Source organism: Laspinema olomoucense D3b, from assembly GCF_025370785.1.
Classification (GTDB): Bacteria; Cyanobacteriota; Cyanobacteriia; order Cyanobacteriales; family Laspinemataceae; genus Laspinema; species Laspinema olomoucense.
In genome coordinates this window covers 58,616-74,053 of the sequence record NZ_JAMXFA010000012.1, presented here as the reverse complement: position 1 = coordinate 74,053, position 15,438 = coordinate 58,616, and the positions used below count along the sequence as shown (strand labels likewise).

Annotated in this window: 9 protein-coding genes; 7 read left to right on the top strand and 2 right to left on the bottom strand. The window is 47.5% G+C overall.

Going from position 1 to position 15,438, the window contains the following annotated elements:
• Positions 1-20 precede the first annotated feature (20 nt).
• The 6 genes from NG792_RS10980 (at position 21) to NG792_RS10955 (ending at position 10,578) form a co-directional block, all read left to right on the top strand.
• Positions 21-245 (top strand): hypothetical protein, encoded by a 225-nt coding sequence (locus NG792_RS10980; protein WP_261198190.1) that lies wholly within the window; start codon positions 21-23, stop codon positions 243-245.
• Positions 246-461: 216 nt separating this feature from the next.
• Complete coding sequence (locus NG792_RS10975; RefSeq protein ID WP_261198189.1) at positions 462-1,187, top strand: response regulator transcription factor; 726 nt, start codon at positions 462-464, stop codon at positions 1,185-1,187.
• Between the two features lie 172 nt (positions 1,188-1,359).
• Positions 1,360-3,192: an EAL domain-containing response regulator gene (locus NG792_RS10970; protein ID WP_261235467.1), complete on the top strand. Its 1,833-nt coding sequence runs from the start codon at positions 1,360-1,362 to the stop codon at positions 3,190-3,192.
• Positions 3,193-3,626: 434 nt separating this feature from the next.
• The gene (locus NG792_RS10965; RefSeq protein WP_261235466.1) at positions 3,627-7,925 is read left to right on the top strand and encodes a PAS domain S-box protein; all 4,299 of its coding nucleotides are present in this window, start codon (positions 3,627-3,629) and stop codon (positions 7,923-7,925) included.
• Entirely contained in the window at positions 7,918-9,531 is a 1,614-nt protein-coding gene (locus NG792_RS10960) for a hybrid sensor histidine kinase/response regulator (RefSeq protein ID WP_261235465.1), read from the top strand. The genes NG792_RS10965 and NG792_RS10960 overlap by 8 nt, the downstream gene beginning before the upstream one ends.
• A 135-nt stretch (positions 9,532-9,666) precedes the next feature.
• Positions 9,667-10,578 carry a carbohydrate ABC transporter permease gene (locus NG792_RS10955; RefSeq protein WP_261235464.1) on the top strand — a complete coding sequence of 304 codons (912 nt, stop codon included), beginning with the start codon at positions 9,667-9,669 and terminating at the stop codon, positions 10,576-10,578.
• Positions 10,579-10,843: 265 nt separating this feature from the next.
• On the opposite strand, the gene NG792_RS10950 is transcribed toward NG792_RS10955, so the two are convergent.
• A complete protein-coding gene (locus NG792_RS10950) occupies positions 10,844-11,341 on the bottom strand; it encodes a response regulator (RefSeq protein WP_261198184.1) in 498 nt (165 codons plus the stop codon).
• Positions 11,342-11,356: 15 nt separating this feature from the next.
• Entirely contained in the window at positions 11,357-12,595 is a 1,239-nt protein-coding gene (locus NG792_RS10945) for an ATP-binding protein (RefSeq protein ID WP_261235463.1), read from the bottom strand.
• Between the two features lie 392 nt (positions 12,596-12,987).
• Here NG792_RS10945 and pbpC point away from each other — a divergent pair, with 392 nt between their 5' ends.
• Entirely contained in the window at positions 12,988-15,318 is a 2,331-nt protein-coding gene (gene pbpC, locus NG792_RS10940) for a penicillin-binding protein 1C (protein ID WP_261235462.1), read from the top strand.
• Positions 15,319-15,438 lie beyond the last annotated feature (120 nt).

Genomic DNA, 15,438 nt, shown 5'->3' with positions numbered 1-15,438 from the left:
AGTTATCGGTACCTTTCCGGGTGGAGCATCAAGAAATGGCGATCGCCACCCGCATCGGGTTCGGATTTTATCCCCAAGATGGTGCTGATTCTGATGCTCTCCTCGAAAAAGCCAAAACTGTAGGCTTCCTTGATGGTATAGACAAAAATCCTAAAAATATGGCCCTGACTGAGGCTATCATTCAAATGGCCCATTCTCTCCATCTTCAGACTCGGGTTCAAGGGGGTGAAACTCTTGCTCAATAGACGTTTTTATGTCAATCTAACTCTAATGCAATGCCAGGTTATTTTGTCAGTAAGCCCTTAAAAGCTGATGACTTTCCACAGTGACTTGTTAGCAAAAAGCAATTGCCAATCCCGGGCTGACTCCATAAATAAAGAAACAATTAAGTGGACTTTAAGGGATAAAACAGCCTGAGTTAAATTATATTTAAAGCCAGATAAGCAACTGGAGTGTAACCGATGAAAACAATTTTGGTGATTGAAGATGAACAAGCCGTCTTGACTAATATCTTGGAAATCCTTGAAGGGGGGGGATTTAAGGCCATTGGGGCGGAAAATGGACTCGCAGGCATCGCTCAAGCTCAGAAATATCTGCCGGATTTGATCCTCTGCGATGTGATGATGCCTGGACTAGATGGACATGGGGTATTAAGTCAACTGCGAGAGTCACCGCCGACGGCAACAATTCCGTTTATTTTTCTGACTGCCAAAGCCGATCATGCAGATTTGCGCCAAGGTATGAATTTAGGAGCAGATGATTATATCACAAAACCGTTCCGCCGTAAAGATTTGTTAGAAGCGATTAATACCAGGCTAAATAAACAAGCGGCGGTGATGCAGCAATATGCAACGGAGCGTCAGAGGGCGGAAGGATTGCAGGCTAAAATGTATGAGCTAGAAGAACTCAGTCAGACGAAAGACGGCCTGTTGAAGAAGTTAGTCGAAGATTTACGAAATCCGCTTTCCAAGATTAATTTGGCGATTCATATGCTAAAAAATACCCCCCAGGGCACATCTACGGAACGGTATCTAGAGATTTTACAAGAAGAATTCGAGCGAGAAATTCACTTAATCAATCAAGTATCGGAGTTGCAAGACTTGTTGACGGCGGATAATTTTACTCTGTTACGGAAGTTCAACCTATTGGGAGGCAATTTGGAAAACCCACCTAATAAACGCTACTAAGGGTGAGGCAGAGGGAGCCATCAGGACTAAATTATCCCCCCGGGAGAATTTCGCGCCAAAATCTGGGAAAATCTAATCACCAGAATGATCGGGATTGTCCCAGCTCTAACCACCGGATAGCAAACGAAGTCCCTCCCAAAATACAGGATGTTAAAGCTCTACTGAATGGGTTATGAAAAAAATTTTAGTGATTGAGGACGAAGAGTTAGTCCGTAACAACATTCTCGAAATTCTGGATACGGTGGATTTCAGGGTGATTGGAGCGTGCAATGGGGGCATGGGCGTCCAATTAGCAGAGGAACACCTTCCTGACCTGATTTTGTGCGATGTGATGATGCCGGAACTGGATGGGTATGGGGTACTGGCGGCCCTGCGGAACAATCCGGTAACGGCGACGATTCCTTTTATTTTTTTAACGGCAAAAGGGGATAAAACGGATATCCGCCAAGGGATGAATTTGGGAGCGGACGACTATTTGACGAAACCGTTTCGGCGCAAAGAGTTGTTAGGGGCGATCGAGGCGAGGCTGATCAAACATGATACCTTATATCAGGGTTACACTCGGGAACCGAGCCGTGCAGTGGCCCCAGTGCGGGACCTACGGCCTGAGCGCCCTGACTCGCTTTATTATGATCAGCTCACAAATTTGCCGAATCAACTGTTAGTCCGAGAGCAGTTTGATCCGTTGCGCGATCGCACCTCTCAAGAAGGGGGCTGGATCGCGATTTTATGTATTGGATTAGACCGATTTAAGCGGATCAATCAGACCCTGGGCCATGAGTTTGGCGATCGCCTCCTGATGGAAGTTGCCCAGAGATTGAGCCAAGGGGTCCGTCGGGGGGATATTCTAGCCAGACTGCATACGGACCAATTTGCGATCGTCCTAGCATGGGGTTCTGACAAGGGCGATCGCCGAAGTGTTTCAGCCCTTCAAGACTATTCCTCAAGATCCACTGCCAAACCCCTGCCGGAGGCGATCGCCCAACCCATCCTGGACCGACTGACCCAACCCTTCTGCTTAGAAAACCGGGAAATCTTTATCACCGCCAGCATAGGCATTAGCATTTATCCCCAGGACGGGGAAGATGTGGACCAATTGATGAAAAATGCCGGGGTTGCTATGTCTTATGCCAAGCAACTGGGCGGCAATCAATATCAATCTTATACCCCCACGTTGCACAGCGAGTCTCTCGATGACCTCACCCTGGAAACAAGCCTGCGCTATGCCGTAGAAAGACAAGAATTGCAACTCTATTATCAGCCCATTGTCGGGCTCGAAGAAGGAAATATAGTGGGAGCGGAAGCTTTAGTCCGCTGGCACCATCCTCAACAAGGAATGATTCCTCCGGTTAAATTTATCCCCTTGGCCGAGCAAACCGGCTTAATTTCTGCGATCGGGGAATGGGTACTCCAAACCGCCTGCAACCAAACTAAATCCTGGCAAGCTGAGGGGTTGCCCCCGGTGCGAGTGGCAGTTAACCTGTCCTTTCGGCAGTTTAATCAAGTCGATCTGAGCGAACGGTTAGTTCGGATTTTAGATAACAGTGGACTTGACCCTAGGTATTTAGAATTAGAACTCACGGAAAGTATCTTAGTTCAAAATGTTGAGTTAACTATTTGCAAATTGAAAGAATTAAAATCTATGGGGGTGAAAATTTCTTTAGATGACTTTGGCACGGGCTATTCTTCTTTAAGCTATTTACAACAATTTCCGTTTGATTTATTGAAAATAGACAGATGTTTTGTTCAGGATATAAATACAAATGCCACTAATGCGGCCTTAACCCATGCAATTATTCAAATGGCGCACTCTTTAAATTTAAAAGTTATTGCTGAAGGAGTGGAAACTTCAGAAGAATTGGCGGTTTTGTATGAAAATAAATGCGATAATATTCAGGGCTATTTATTCAGTCGTCCCGTGAAAGCTGAGGAATTTAAACAAATGCTCCAAGAAGGGAAACGATTGGACTTTCAACCTGAAAGGGTACGCCATCTTACGGAGTAAAGAAACCAGACAGATCGGGCGATCGCGCAACAGTCGGGACGATTTCCTCTTTCTCATTTGATTCTGTGGATCCATCACGCCGGTGTCTTAAGTGATTTGCCTTTCCGGGATTCTAACAGGCTGGTCCAGCATTCGCAAAAGGGGACTGTTACCGGGTTTCACCCCACAACAGCAAGTTGCAGAGCAAGCAGAGATTTTTACAAGAAACCCGGTTTGACTTTCCCATACTGTAGCGGCTTTCTAAGATGCCGCGACTGTTTGAAATCCAAAGCACTGTTACGGGGTTGGTTGAGAAAATTTTTGCTACTTAGCACCTGTCTCGGGGGAAAAAATTCGGTAACAGTTCTACTTATTGAATAGGGGACGAATGCCCGAGGCAACCTGTCCGGAAACTGAAGACTTCAAAACACCTTGGTCCGCTAGAACAAACCTGTTTGTCACATTTCCTGAAGATGAGCGATCGCCTAAATGTCCGATTGAATCAAAGCCTCGACTGTCACCCGGTGAAAGTTCCAGCAAATCTCCCTTTAAAAAGTGCGATCGCCCTGATGAATCGAGCGCGATCAAGCTATGTTTTAGTCACAGACTATTTCCTCCCACATCAGCCCCAAATAGGCTATGGTCTCTTTACGGAGGGGGATTTAGTCACCTTGGCTGCGGCTGGACTCGGGGAAGAATCCCGGCCCATTTCCGAAGTGCTGACTCAATCGATTATCCCGCTCAAAGTGACGGATTCGGTAGATCCGTTTTCCCTCTTCTGTTATATGGAAGGGCATCAAATTCGGTATTTGCCCATCCAGGATAGGGAAGGAAAACTCCTGGGCGTTGTCACCCATGAAAGTCTGCACCAAGGGTTACAACGCAGGGAGTTGAGGAAACAGCGACTCGCGTTTGAAGGGATGAGTCCGGCGATCGCAACTGCTTCCCCCAGGGCTTCCATTTTAGAAGTGATTGAACAGATGGCCACTCATCGCAGCAGTTGTGTGGTGATCTGTCACCGGGGGGAAGAGATATCCGGGCAGGAATTGACCCGAAAGAACCGATTAAATCCCTCATTTCCTATTGGTATTATTACCCGAAGGGATATTGTCCAATATCATGCTTTGGGATTAGACTTGGCAAATACTCCGGCATCTCAGGTGATGAGTCAACCGTTGTTATTTGGAAACCTTAATGATTCTCTTCAACAGATTCATCATCAAATGCAGGAGGGTTGGGTCCGGCATTGGGTGATTGTTACGGCAAGGCGGGAATTAGTGGGGATCGTGACTCCCGCTGAGATTCTCCAAGGGTGGAGTGGGAGTCGCGAAACTGATAGCAATCAGGGGGGGCAAGGGAAGGGGATAGAGGACAAACCGCCGACCGAAACTCGCTTACCACCGGGGGATTCGGGATTCGACATCAGGCAAGCGGGGAGTTTCCAGGAGCAACAGAGACAGAAAGCGGCATTTCAAGAGGCGATCGCATTTTCTACCTTAGCCTTACAACAGGCATTGGAACAGCAGCAAGCAGAGATTTTTCATCGGCAACTGGCCCAAAAATTACTGCAATTTAGTGAGGAACGATTCCGTCAGCTTGCAGAAAGCATTGAGCAAGTGTTTTGGCTGGTTTCGAGTGACTTGAAACAGTTGATTTATATGAGTCCGGCTTTTGAGACGGTTTGGGGGATTTCCCGAGAGCAATTAGAGAGAAAAAAAGCCGGGGAATCGGGGAATTATCTGACTATCTTGCAAGGGAGTTTTTATTGGGAGGAGGGGCAACCCACTTGGGAGAATTGGCCCCAGCAGGTTCTGGCTGCAGGGGAACTGGAAAATCGCATTATCCACCCCGATGGCACTCTGCGGTGGGTGCATTCGCGAGGGTTTCCGGTTTATAACGATCACGCACAGGTGTACCGGATTGCGGGGATTACCACGGATATTACCAGTCGCAAGGCGGCAGAAGCGGCAAGACAAGAGAGTGAAGATCGGTATCGTCAGTTAGTGGAAACGACGACGGATTGGGTGTGGGAGATAGATGAGAAAGGGGTCTACACCTATAGCAGTCCCAGAATTCGGGATATGTTAGGGTATGAACCCAAGGAGGCGATCGGGAAACGGCTGGATGCCTGGATCCTGCCGGAATGGGCTCAGGAAGAACGGCGCTGGGTTGAGCAACTGGCGACTCAACCGGAACCGTTTAGCTGCAAGGAACGGGTGAATCTGCATAAACATGGCTCAGTGGTGGTGTTAGAAAGCAGTGGGATACCAATTTTTGATCAGATGGGGAAATTAGTGGGCTATCGGGGAATTGATCGGGATATCACGGCGAGAAAGGATGCGGAAGCTGCGCTGCAACAGATTAATCAAGAGTTGGAACAGCGGGTGCAAGTGCAAACGGCGGAACTGCGAGAGTTAATTGGACAATTGCAAGGGGAGATTGCCCGTCGTCAGGAGGTAGAGTCGGCCCTCAGACAGAGTGAGGAGCGCTTGGAGAGTATTTTGGGGTCTCTGAATGATGTAGTCTGGTCCGCTTCAGCCCAGAGTCGGGAATTGTTGTATTTGAATCCAGCTTTTGAGAGAATTTATGGCAGGTCTCGCCAGGAGTTTTTTGAAAATCCGGAGTTATGGCGTGCGGTGGTCCATCCGGAGGATAGCGATCGCGTTCGCCAGTTTTTCGAGGCTTTGCTGGTCCAGGGGTCACAAGATGTAGAGTATCGGATTATCAGACCCGATGGGGAGGTCCGGTGGTTGGAGGACCGCGCTCATTTACTTTATGACCCAACTCGCCAAGGGTTCCGCATGGATGGGGTGGCCCGGGATATTACGGAACGCAAACAGGCGGAAGAGGCGATCGCTCTGTCGGAAAGACGGTTTCACGCCATTTTTAACCAAACGTTCCAATTTATGGCCTTGTTGAGTCCCGAGGGGATGATTCTGGAAATGAACCAGAGGGCATTGGAGGTCTGGGGGTTGGCGGGGACGAATCCCATCGGACGCGCATTTTGGGAATGTCCCTGTTGGCAACCTACGGATCCGGAGAAACTGGCAGAGAGTCTGGAGGAGTCTGAGGGGGAAGGTCAGTTCTGTTCAATTCAAGGGGCCAATCGCTTTCGCTCGGCGATCGCCCAGGCAGCGGCGGGAGAGTTATGGCGCGATGAGGTGGAAATTTTTGGACCCCAAAACCAACGGGTGACTATTGATGTCTCGATTAAACCCGTCCGAGATGATGGCGATCGGGTGATTCAGTTGATTGCCGAGGGTCGGGATATCAGCGATCGCAAGCGCTTAGAAACGGAAATTTTTGAGCGCGAACAACTGCTTAATTCTTTTTTTAAAGCCAGTTCCAGCGTCTCTCTCGGACTGGGAATTGTTAATGATCAAATGCAGTTTATCCAAGTCAACGAAGCCCTGGCTGAAGTTCACGGTTTATCCCCCCAGGAACATATCGGTAAAACCGTCAATGAAATTATGCCCGATGTCACCCACCAAGTTCAATGCTTAGTGCAAGAATTATTGCAGTCGGGGACCCCAATCCTCAACTTGGAACTCTCCAGTGAAAAGCCTTGCCAACCCGGAGTTATCCATCATTGGCTCACTTGCTACTTTCCCGTTCCCCTGAAAAATGGTCTGGCGCGAGGGGTGGGCTTCATCGTCCTCGATATCACCCAGCGCAAACAAGCGGAACAAGCTCTGCGCCAGATTCAAGAACGGCTAGAATATTTGCTGTGTACAAATCCCACGATTATCTATAGTTGTAAGCCCACCGGAGACTATGCCTTGACCTTCATCAGTCAAAATATCCTACGCCAGTTCGGTTATGAGGCGCAGCAACTATTAGAGAATCCCAACTTATGGTTTGAGTGCATCCATCCCGACGACGCAGAACGGCTTTTTGCCCACATCTTTCGCCTACAAGAACGCACTCAGGAGATTTATGAATATCGAGTGAGACACCAAAACTCGACCTATCGTTGGGTGCGAGATGAACGCCGTCTGGTTTGCGATGACCAGGGCAATCCTTTAGAGATTGTCGGTTCGATGTATGATATTACCGAGCAAAAAAAAGCCCTCGGACAACTTAAAGCGTCTTTGCAAGAGAAAGAGGTCCTCCTCAAGGAAATTCACCATCGGGTGAAAAATAACTTGCAAGTTATTTCTAGCCTACTTAATCTTCAATCCCGAAGCATTCAGGATGCAGAAACCCGGACTCTATTTCAAGATAGCCAAAACCGCATTCAATCCATCGCTTTTATCCATGAAAAACTGTATCAGTCTCGGGACCTCGCTCAGGTGGATTTTTCTCAATATATTCAAACCTTATGTATCCATTTGTTTCGGTCTTATGGGACGAGTCCCCAGCGCATTAGCCTAGATCTTCAAATTGATGATATCTTTTTGAGTGTAGATACGGCAATCCCTTGTGGTTTGATTGTAAATGAACTGGTGTGTAATGCCCTCAAACATGGATTTCCCCCCCATGGGACTGGGGTGATCGAGATTACCCTCCATCGCACCTTCCAAGAGGGGGGTGATCACAGCAAACGAGATTTTATGATGAGGGTTCGGGACAATGGGGTTGGCTTTCCCAGTGAGGTAGACTTTCGGAAAACCCGCTCTTTGGGGATGCAGTTGATTAATACTTTAGTGAAACAACTTAAAGGAACGATAGAGTTGGATCGAAGTAGTGGGACTGCTTTTCAGATTGTCTTTTCGGCCAAACATCATCCGTTGGGAGAGGAGAGACATGAGTAACGAGAAAATTTTGGTGGTCGAAGATGAAGGGATTGTTGCCTTAGATATTCAAACGATTTTAGAAGATTTAGGCTATCAAGTTCCCGTGGCGGTTGCTTCCGGTGAGGAGGCGATTCAAGCAGCGGCTGAAATCCATCCGGATTTAGTCTTGATGGATATTCATTTGGAAGGCAGTATTGATGGGGTAACGGCGGCGGAACAAATCCGCGATCGCTTTAATATTCCCGTGGTGTATTTGACGGCTTATAGTGATGAGGATACCCTACAACGGGCTAAGCTCACCACGCCTTTTGGGTATTTAATTAAGCCCCTGGAAGCCCGGAGTTTAAAGTCTACGATTGATATGGCGATTTACCGTCATCAAATCGAACAGGAACTCAAACAAAGCAAAGAGTGGTTTGCGACAACCTTGCGTTCCATAGGGGATGCGGTGATTGCCACCGATGAAATCGGACGAATTCGGTTTATTAATCCCGTGGCAGAAACGTTAACGGGGTGGAAACAAGCCGAAGCATTGGGGAAGGATATTGGGAAAGTCTTTCGGATTACCCATGAAATGTCAGCGGCGATCGCCCAACAGTTGGGAACTCCGGAAATTCCCACGGAAAACTTGGTAGAAACTCCCAATGAACGAGTTTTAATTGCTAAAAATGGCACCAAGATTCCTATTGATGATACCGTTGCCCCCATTGGCGGAGAAAATGATAAAATCATTGGGGCGGTCTATGTGTTTCGAGATATTACTTCTAAAAAAGCCACAGAAGTTTTACAAAAAGAGAGAATTCGTTTAGAAACAGAAGTTAAAGAAAGGGCATTAGCCGAAGCCGAAATCCGACGATTATTAGAAATAGAAACAGAATTAAGTGAATTTAAAAGTCGATTAATTACGACGATTTCTCATGAGTTTAGGACGCCGATGAGCATTATTTTATCCTCCGCTGAATTGCTGCAAGTTTATAGTGATACCTGGCCGGAAGAGCGGAAAGAGACCCATTATCAACGGATTAAAACGGCCATTGAATATATGACAGGAATGATAGAAGATGTGACCTTAGTCGGGCAAGCCGAAAGCGGAGAATTGGAGTTTCAACCCCATCCCATCGAGTTAGTGGATTTTTGCACAAGGGCAGTGGATCAAATGAAAGTGACAACGAGCGATCGGCATCACATTCGGTTAATCGCCCACACTGACAAAATTTCCGCCCTCATGGACTCCCAACTTCTGCGACAAATCCTCAACAATTTATTCTCCAACGCCATCAAATACTCCCCTCAAGGCGGCGAAATCACCCTAGAACTTAGCACTGAATCCGAACCCGTCTCCCCTCATATACATCAGCCTTCTAGCCTCGTTGTCTTTCGGATTAAAGACCCCGGAATTGGCATTCCCCAACAAGACTTACAACAACTTTTTGAGTCCTTTCAGAGGGCTACAAATGTGGGGTCCATTCGAGGGACGGGATTAGGGTTGGCGATCGTCAAAAAATGTGTAGAATTACATGGAGGTCATATCGAAATCGAAAGTGAAATCGCCCGAGGCAGCACCTTTATTGTCAAAATCCCCCTCCAAACCCCATCCTACGAGGTGATGTTAGCGGAAATATAAAACAGACTTTACTACAACCCGATTTGAAATTCAACTCATTCCCAGGCAGAGTCTAGGAATCGAAAAAATGACGACCTCCCTCCTCTTAAAAACCCAATACTTATCCCTTAACCCTCTCATTTCATTTTACCTTAAATGCTGAAAAACCCCCTATCTCAAATCCTAAAACCCAACTTTTCCTTGACCCCCTATTTATTTCTCTTCCCCGCCCTTTTCATCTTAGGATTAACCGTATTTTGGCCAGCCTTGCAAGCCTTTTATCTCAGCTTCACCCGCTATGGATATGATATAACCGAAGCCCCTAACTGGATTGGACTTGCCAACCTGCAACGCCTCTGGACCGACCCCATTTTTTGGCAAACCCTGCGCAACACCCTACTCTACCTCGCTTGCGTCGTGCCCATCCTCGTTATTGCACCCCTCGGACTTGCCATCCTAGTCAATGGAAAACTCCCCGGAATGAACTGGTTTAGAACCGCCTATTACACCCCGGTTGTGATTTCCATTGTCGTTGCTGGAATCGCCTGGAAATGGCTCTATGCAGAAAACGGATTATTGAATCAAGTCCTACAAACCCTGAAATTAGTTCAACCGGGTTCCGGCATTCCCTGGCTAACTATTCCCGAACTTGCCCTCTTTAGCGTCATGGCAGTAACTATCTGGAAAGGACTTGGATATTACATGATGATTTACCTAGCGGGACTGCAATCCATCTCCCCAGAATTATACGAAGCTGCCGCATTAGATGGGTCCGATGGCGCACGAAAACACTTGGATATCACCGTCCCCTTAATGACCCCTTATCTTCTCTTAGTCGCCGTCATTTCCTCCATTTCCGCTACCAAAGTCTTTGAAGAAGTCTTCATCATGACCCAAGGCGGACCGAGAAATAGTTCCAAAACTATCGTTTATTATTTATATGAAAAAGCTTTTGAAGAGTTGGAAATTGGCTACGCCTGTAGCATTGGCCTAGTCCTATTTTTACTCATTTTTGTTTTGTCTATCTTACGATTCATCGTACCCACTCACAATAGAGAACTGGATTAAGTCCCCCCCTCTTAGTCAAAGACTTCACTCGTTATCCCAACCATAGCAGGAGACCCAAGTAAAAGTATCTAACACAAGATAATCATCTTTGGGCAGAGCGGCGAGATAGCGTTTTATAATTTTGAAAAAGTTATAAACTATTTTTACGGCTCGAATATAGGGTTTTCTTCGACTGTTTATTATAGTTGATTTGCGAAATTTTAGCAATTTTTTCTATCATGCAATGCTTGGAGAATGGGGGGTATTAACTGGGAGGAATGGGGATTTAGAGTTTTTTCGGGGGCAGGGAGACTATGGATAACCAATAGTTACATAAGCTTTGCATGGCAACTGCCAATTGGTCGAAGGTTAAGGGGTTAACGATAAAGGAGTTAGCACCGGCATCGTAGCACTTAGAGATATCTTCTTCATGATAGGAACTACTCAGGATAACGATGGGGATTGTCTTGAGTTTGGGGTCGGCTTTAATTTGGACTAATGCCTCTCGTCCGTCAAGTCTGGGCATATTTAGATCCAGCAAGAGGAGATCGGGAAAAGGTGAATTGAGGGGGTCCTGATAAGGACCGCGCCGATAGAGATAGTCGAGGAGTTGCTCTCCGTCTTCTACAAAAAATAGGGAGAGGTTGGCGCGAACTTCGTGAAATGCTTCTTCAATCAGCAGACAGAAGGAGGAATCGTCATTAGCGATTAAAATAGTGTGGGGGTTTAGGGCTGAATTCATGGTTGGGGTCACGGTAAGATTTTGGATTGAGGGTTTCGGCATAAAAATTAGGTCTTGCTATGATTTAGGCTCTTCCATCAAGGGATTATCTTGGGGTTTTTGAGCGGGTATGGTAAAGTAGAATGTTGAACCCTGGAATGGACAAGATTCGACCCAAATTTTTCCCCCATACAATTCGACAATTTTTTTACAAATGGCTAGTCCGATGCCTGTTCCGGGGTACTCTTTGTCGGAATGGAGGCGCTGAAAAATTTGAAATATCCGTTCTAGGTGCTTGGTTTCTATTCCAATTCCATTATCCTGAATCGAAAAGCTCCACATATCCTCCTTGAGAGAGACACTAATATGGATGCGAGGGGAAATGTGGGGGTGACGGTATTTCAGGGCGTTACTGATTAAGTTTTGAAACAATTGCAATAACCCCATGCTACTGCCTGCGATCGCGGGTAATGGGTCCTGGGTAATCTGGGCTTGAGTTTCGTTGATTTTGGTTTCGAGATTTGCCAGGGCCAGGGATAATACCTGATCGCAGTTGACAGTTTCAAAGACTTGTGCCATTCTTCCTACTCGGGAATATTGGAGTAAGTCATCAATTAAGTGCTGCATCCTCAGACTACCCGTGATGATGCGCTCAATAAACTGAAGGGCTTTGCCATCGAGTTGATCTTGGTAACGGGTTTGTAACAGTTGGGCAAAGCTGGCAATGGTTCCTAAAGGGGCTTGTAAGTCGTGGGAAACCACATAAGCAAACTGTTCAAGTTCTTGATTAGACCGTTTCATTTCCCGGTTTAATTCCCGTAACTGCTGTTCGATGGCTTGGCGATCGCGAATTTCCTTTTCCAGTCGAATATTTTGCTCTTTGAGCTTATTTTGCAGTCGCAAAATTTGCAGTTGGTTTTCCACCCGCGCCACCACTTCTTTGACTTGAAATGGTTTGGTAATATAGTCCACCCCTCCGACATTAAAGGCATGGACCTTCTCGGTAGCCTCTTCAATCACGCTTAAAAAAATCACGGGAATTCCAGCAGTTTCGGGATCGGCTTTGAGTTTTTCACAGACTTGATAGCCGTTCATTTCCGGCATTTGGATATCGAGCAAGATCAAGTCAGGAGGATGTCTGTGACAGACTCGGAGGGCCATTGCACCAGTGGTCACGCACCGGACTTTATAACCCTTGTCTTTCAGAATATTTAAAAGCAAGCGCAGGTTATCCGGGCGATCGTCTACTAATAAAATATCTCCGATGGGAGCGGTCATATTGCGGATGCTAATGATATTTTCTTTATTATCCCTCATGGAATCCCTTGGCGGGTCAATACTATGGGGATGCAGTGGCAAATTTCAAATTAAGTTGTTTGTCCTGCCGCTTATATTCAAGGAAATTTTATACCCTCAGACTCTTGACTAGAACGGCTAACTGTGAATCAGCCTCTCCCGATCCCCTGGGGGTAGCAGGGGCCCGAGAAGGTCAAAACTGTATTCGCACAGGATAAGCAACCCGGTTTCTAGGCTAGATTTGTTGGGGATGGCTACAGATTGGCTATAGAAACCCGGTTTTTAAGCAATCCTATACCCACGTCCTAAAATAAATATAGACTCTTCCTGCGCCGGAGAAAAAGCCCAAGGGGGTTGAAAATTTCCGGAGTGGGGGGATGATTTTCCCTGTTGCCGTAGCCGAGAATAAAACTATGAGCAAAATTTCTGAAATCGGCTTGTTAGTTCAGCAATTTGGGGTGAGGCGCTCTCCCAAATGGTGGGGTTCTCTGAAAATTTTACTCGGGATTGGGGTGCTGGGGGCGACAGTTCGGATGTTGCCTTATTTAGCGCCGATCCGCGCCGAAGATATTGCCCAAAGTGAACAAGCGGTGAGCTTTAGCGATCGCAATGGACTCCCCCTGGGGACCCTGCTCACCCGGGACCAAGATCATACTGCTGTGGTGGCGATGGATCAGGTTTCTGAATCGTTTCTCCAGGCGATTATTGCGGCAGAGGATAAGCGCTATTATCAACATGGGGGGGTGGATTTACAAGCTGTGGCCCGGGCGGTGCTGGAAGCGGTGCAAGCGCGATCGCTGGTTTCCGGCGCATCCACGATTACGATGCAATTGGCGCGGATGCTGGAACCGGCCCCTCGCACTTTGCCCCATAAGCTGGGTGAAGTATGGCTGTCTTGGCGATTGTTTGCGGGGATGAACCGAGATGAAATTCTGCACGCTTATATTAACCGCCTACCGATGGGGGGTAATATATATGGTGTAGAAGCGGCGGCTCGGACTTATTTCGGACTACCGGCTTCGGAACTGAACCTAGCTCATGCGAGTATTCTAGCGGCAATTCCCAATGCACCGAATTATTATAATCCCTATTCTAATTGGCGATCGCTGAAAAAGCGGCAGCGCTATGTTCTTGATCGCATGGTTGCGGATGGTTATATTACCCCAGAGGAAGCGACTCGGGCAGAACAAGAAGATATCCAGGTTTTATTCCCCGATCGCGGTATTATCGCCGCCCCTCACTTTCTGTTCTGGCTCGCCAGTCGCTTGCCGGACGGGGTTTCCACGGTCCAAACGACTCTGGATCGCCCATTACAGCAGTTTGTGCAAACCCAGGTTCAGGAGGTGGTCCGTTCCCTAGTGGCTCATCAGGTGAATCATGCGGCAGCTTTAGTGATTGATAATCATACTGGGGAAGTGTTGGCTTATGTGGGGTCTCCCAATTACTTTGCGGACGCGCAACAGGGGCGAAATGATGGGGTACAGGCGTTACGCCAACCGGGTTCGGCGCTTAAACCGTTTTTGTATGAGTTTGCCTTAGAAATTGGGGCGATCGCCCCGAATCAGATTTTAGCGGATGTTCCCACTCATTATGCCATACCCGGGGCGCAGTTGTATAGTCCGGTGGATTATAGTGAAAAGTTTTTAGGGCCAGTGCGGGTGAGAGCGGCTTTGGCGAATTCCCTGAATGTACCGACGGTGAGGGTTTTGGAACAGGTGGGGGTGGAGCGGTTTTTGGGACGGTTGCATCAATTGGGCTTTGAGCATCTCACGAAATCTCCTGAATATTATGGGTTAGGGTTAGCTTTGGGGAGTGGGGAAGTGAGTTTATGGGAGTTGGCGCGGGCTTATGTGGCGATCGCCCGCAATGGGGATTTGATTCCGTTGTCGGTGACTCCGGGCAGTCCCCTCCCGGCTTCCTCTGCCGATTCCCTCCCTAAATCGTCCTATTGGGCGCTGATTGGGGATATGTTGAGCGATCGCTATGCGCGATCGCAGGCGTTTGGGGTGGATTCGGTGCTGAGTTTACCCTTTCCAGCAGCGGTGAAAACGGGAACTTCTTCCGATTACCGGGATACTTGGACGGTGGGATATACGGTGGATTATACTGTGGCCACTTGGGTGGGGAATTTTAGTGGCGATCGCATGAGAAAAGTATCAGGGGTTACGGGTGCGGCCCCCTTGTGGAATCGGATTATGTTGCATCTCCATGAAACCCGGGAACCTGCTGCTTTACCGACTCCGGAACATCTGGTTCAGCATCCCATTTGTGCGGTAACGGGATTAAAACCGACGGCAGATTGTCCTTCGGTGGTTCTGGAATATTTGGCCCCGGAACATTTGAGGGAGTATAATCGGAAGGAGGGATTTGAGTTATCTAGGGAGTATAATAGCTGGTTGGCAAGGCAAAGTCAACCTCAAATGGCGGGCGATCGGCTGAAAATTGCTTTTCCTGAAAAGGACGACTATTTTATCTTAGATTCAAGAGACTCTACACCGCGCATTCAATTTAAGTTAGCTGTTGCACCAAAGACGCCGATAGAATGGTGGTTAAGCGGTCCATCGGGTAAACAACAACTGCACCCGGAGGCAAATCATGCTTTATTTTGGCCGATGGAGGTGGGGGAATGGACGTTAGAAGTGAGAAGTGGAGACTTGAGCGATCGGGTCACCTTTCAAGTGCGGACCCCGGAAAATGGCCCCATTCGGCAAGGATTTCGGGTTAGAAGTGAGGAGGAAGAATAAGATTTATCGCGCCTTTGTGCCATGCTAATCCCCGGAGTTGCTACAGTTTTGAATACAGTTATAGCAGTTCCCACACTCATGGGCGAACGCACTGCTTTAAAAATATGTCGGTATCTCATA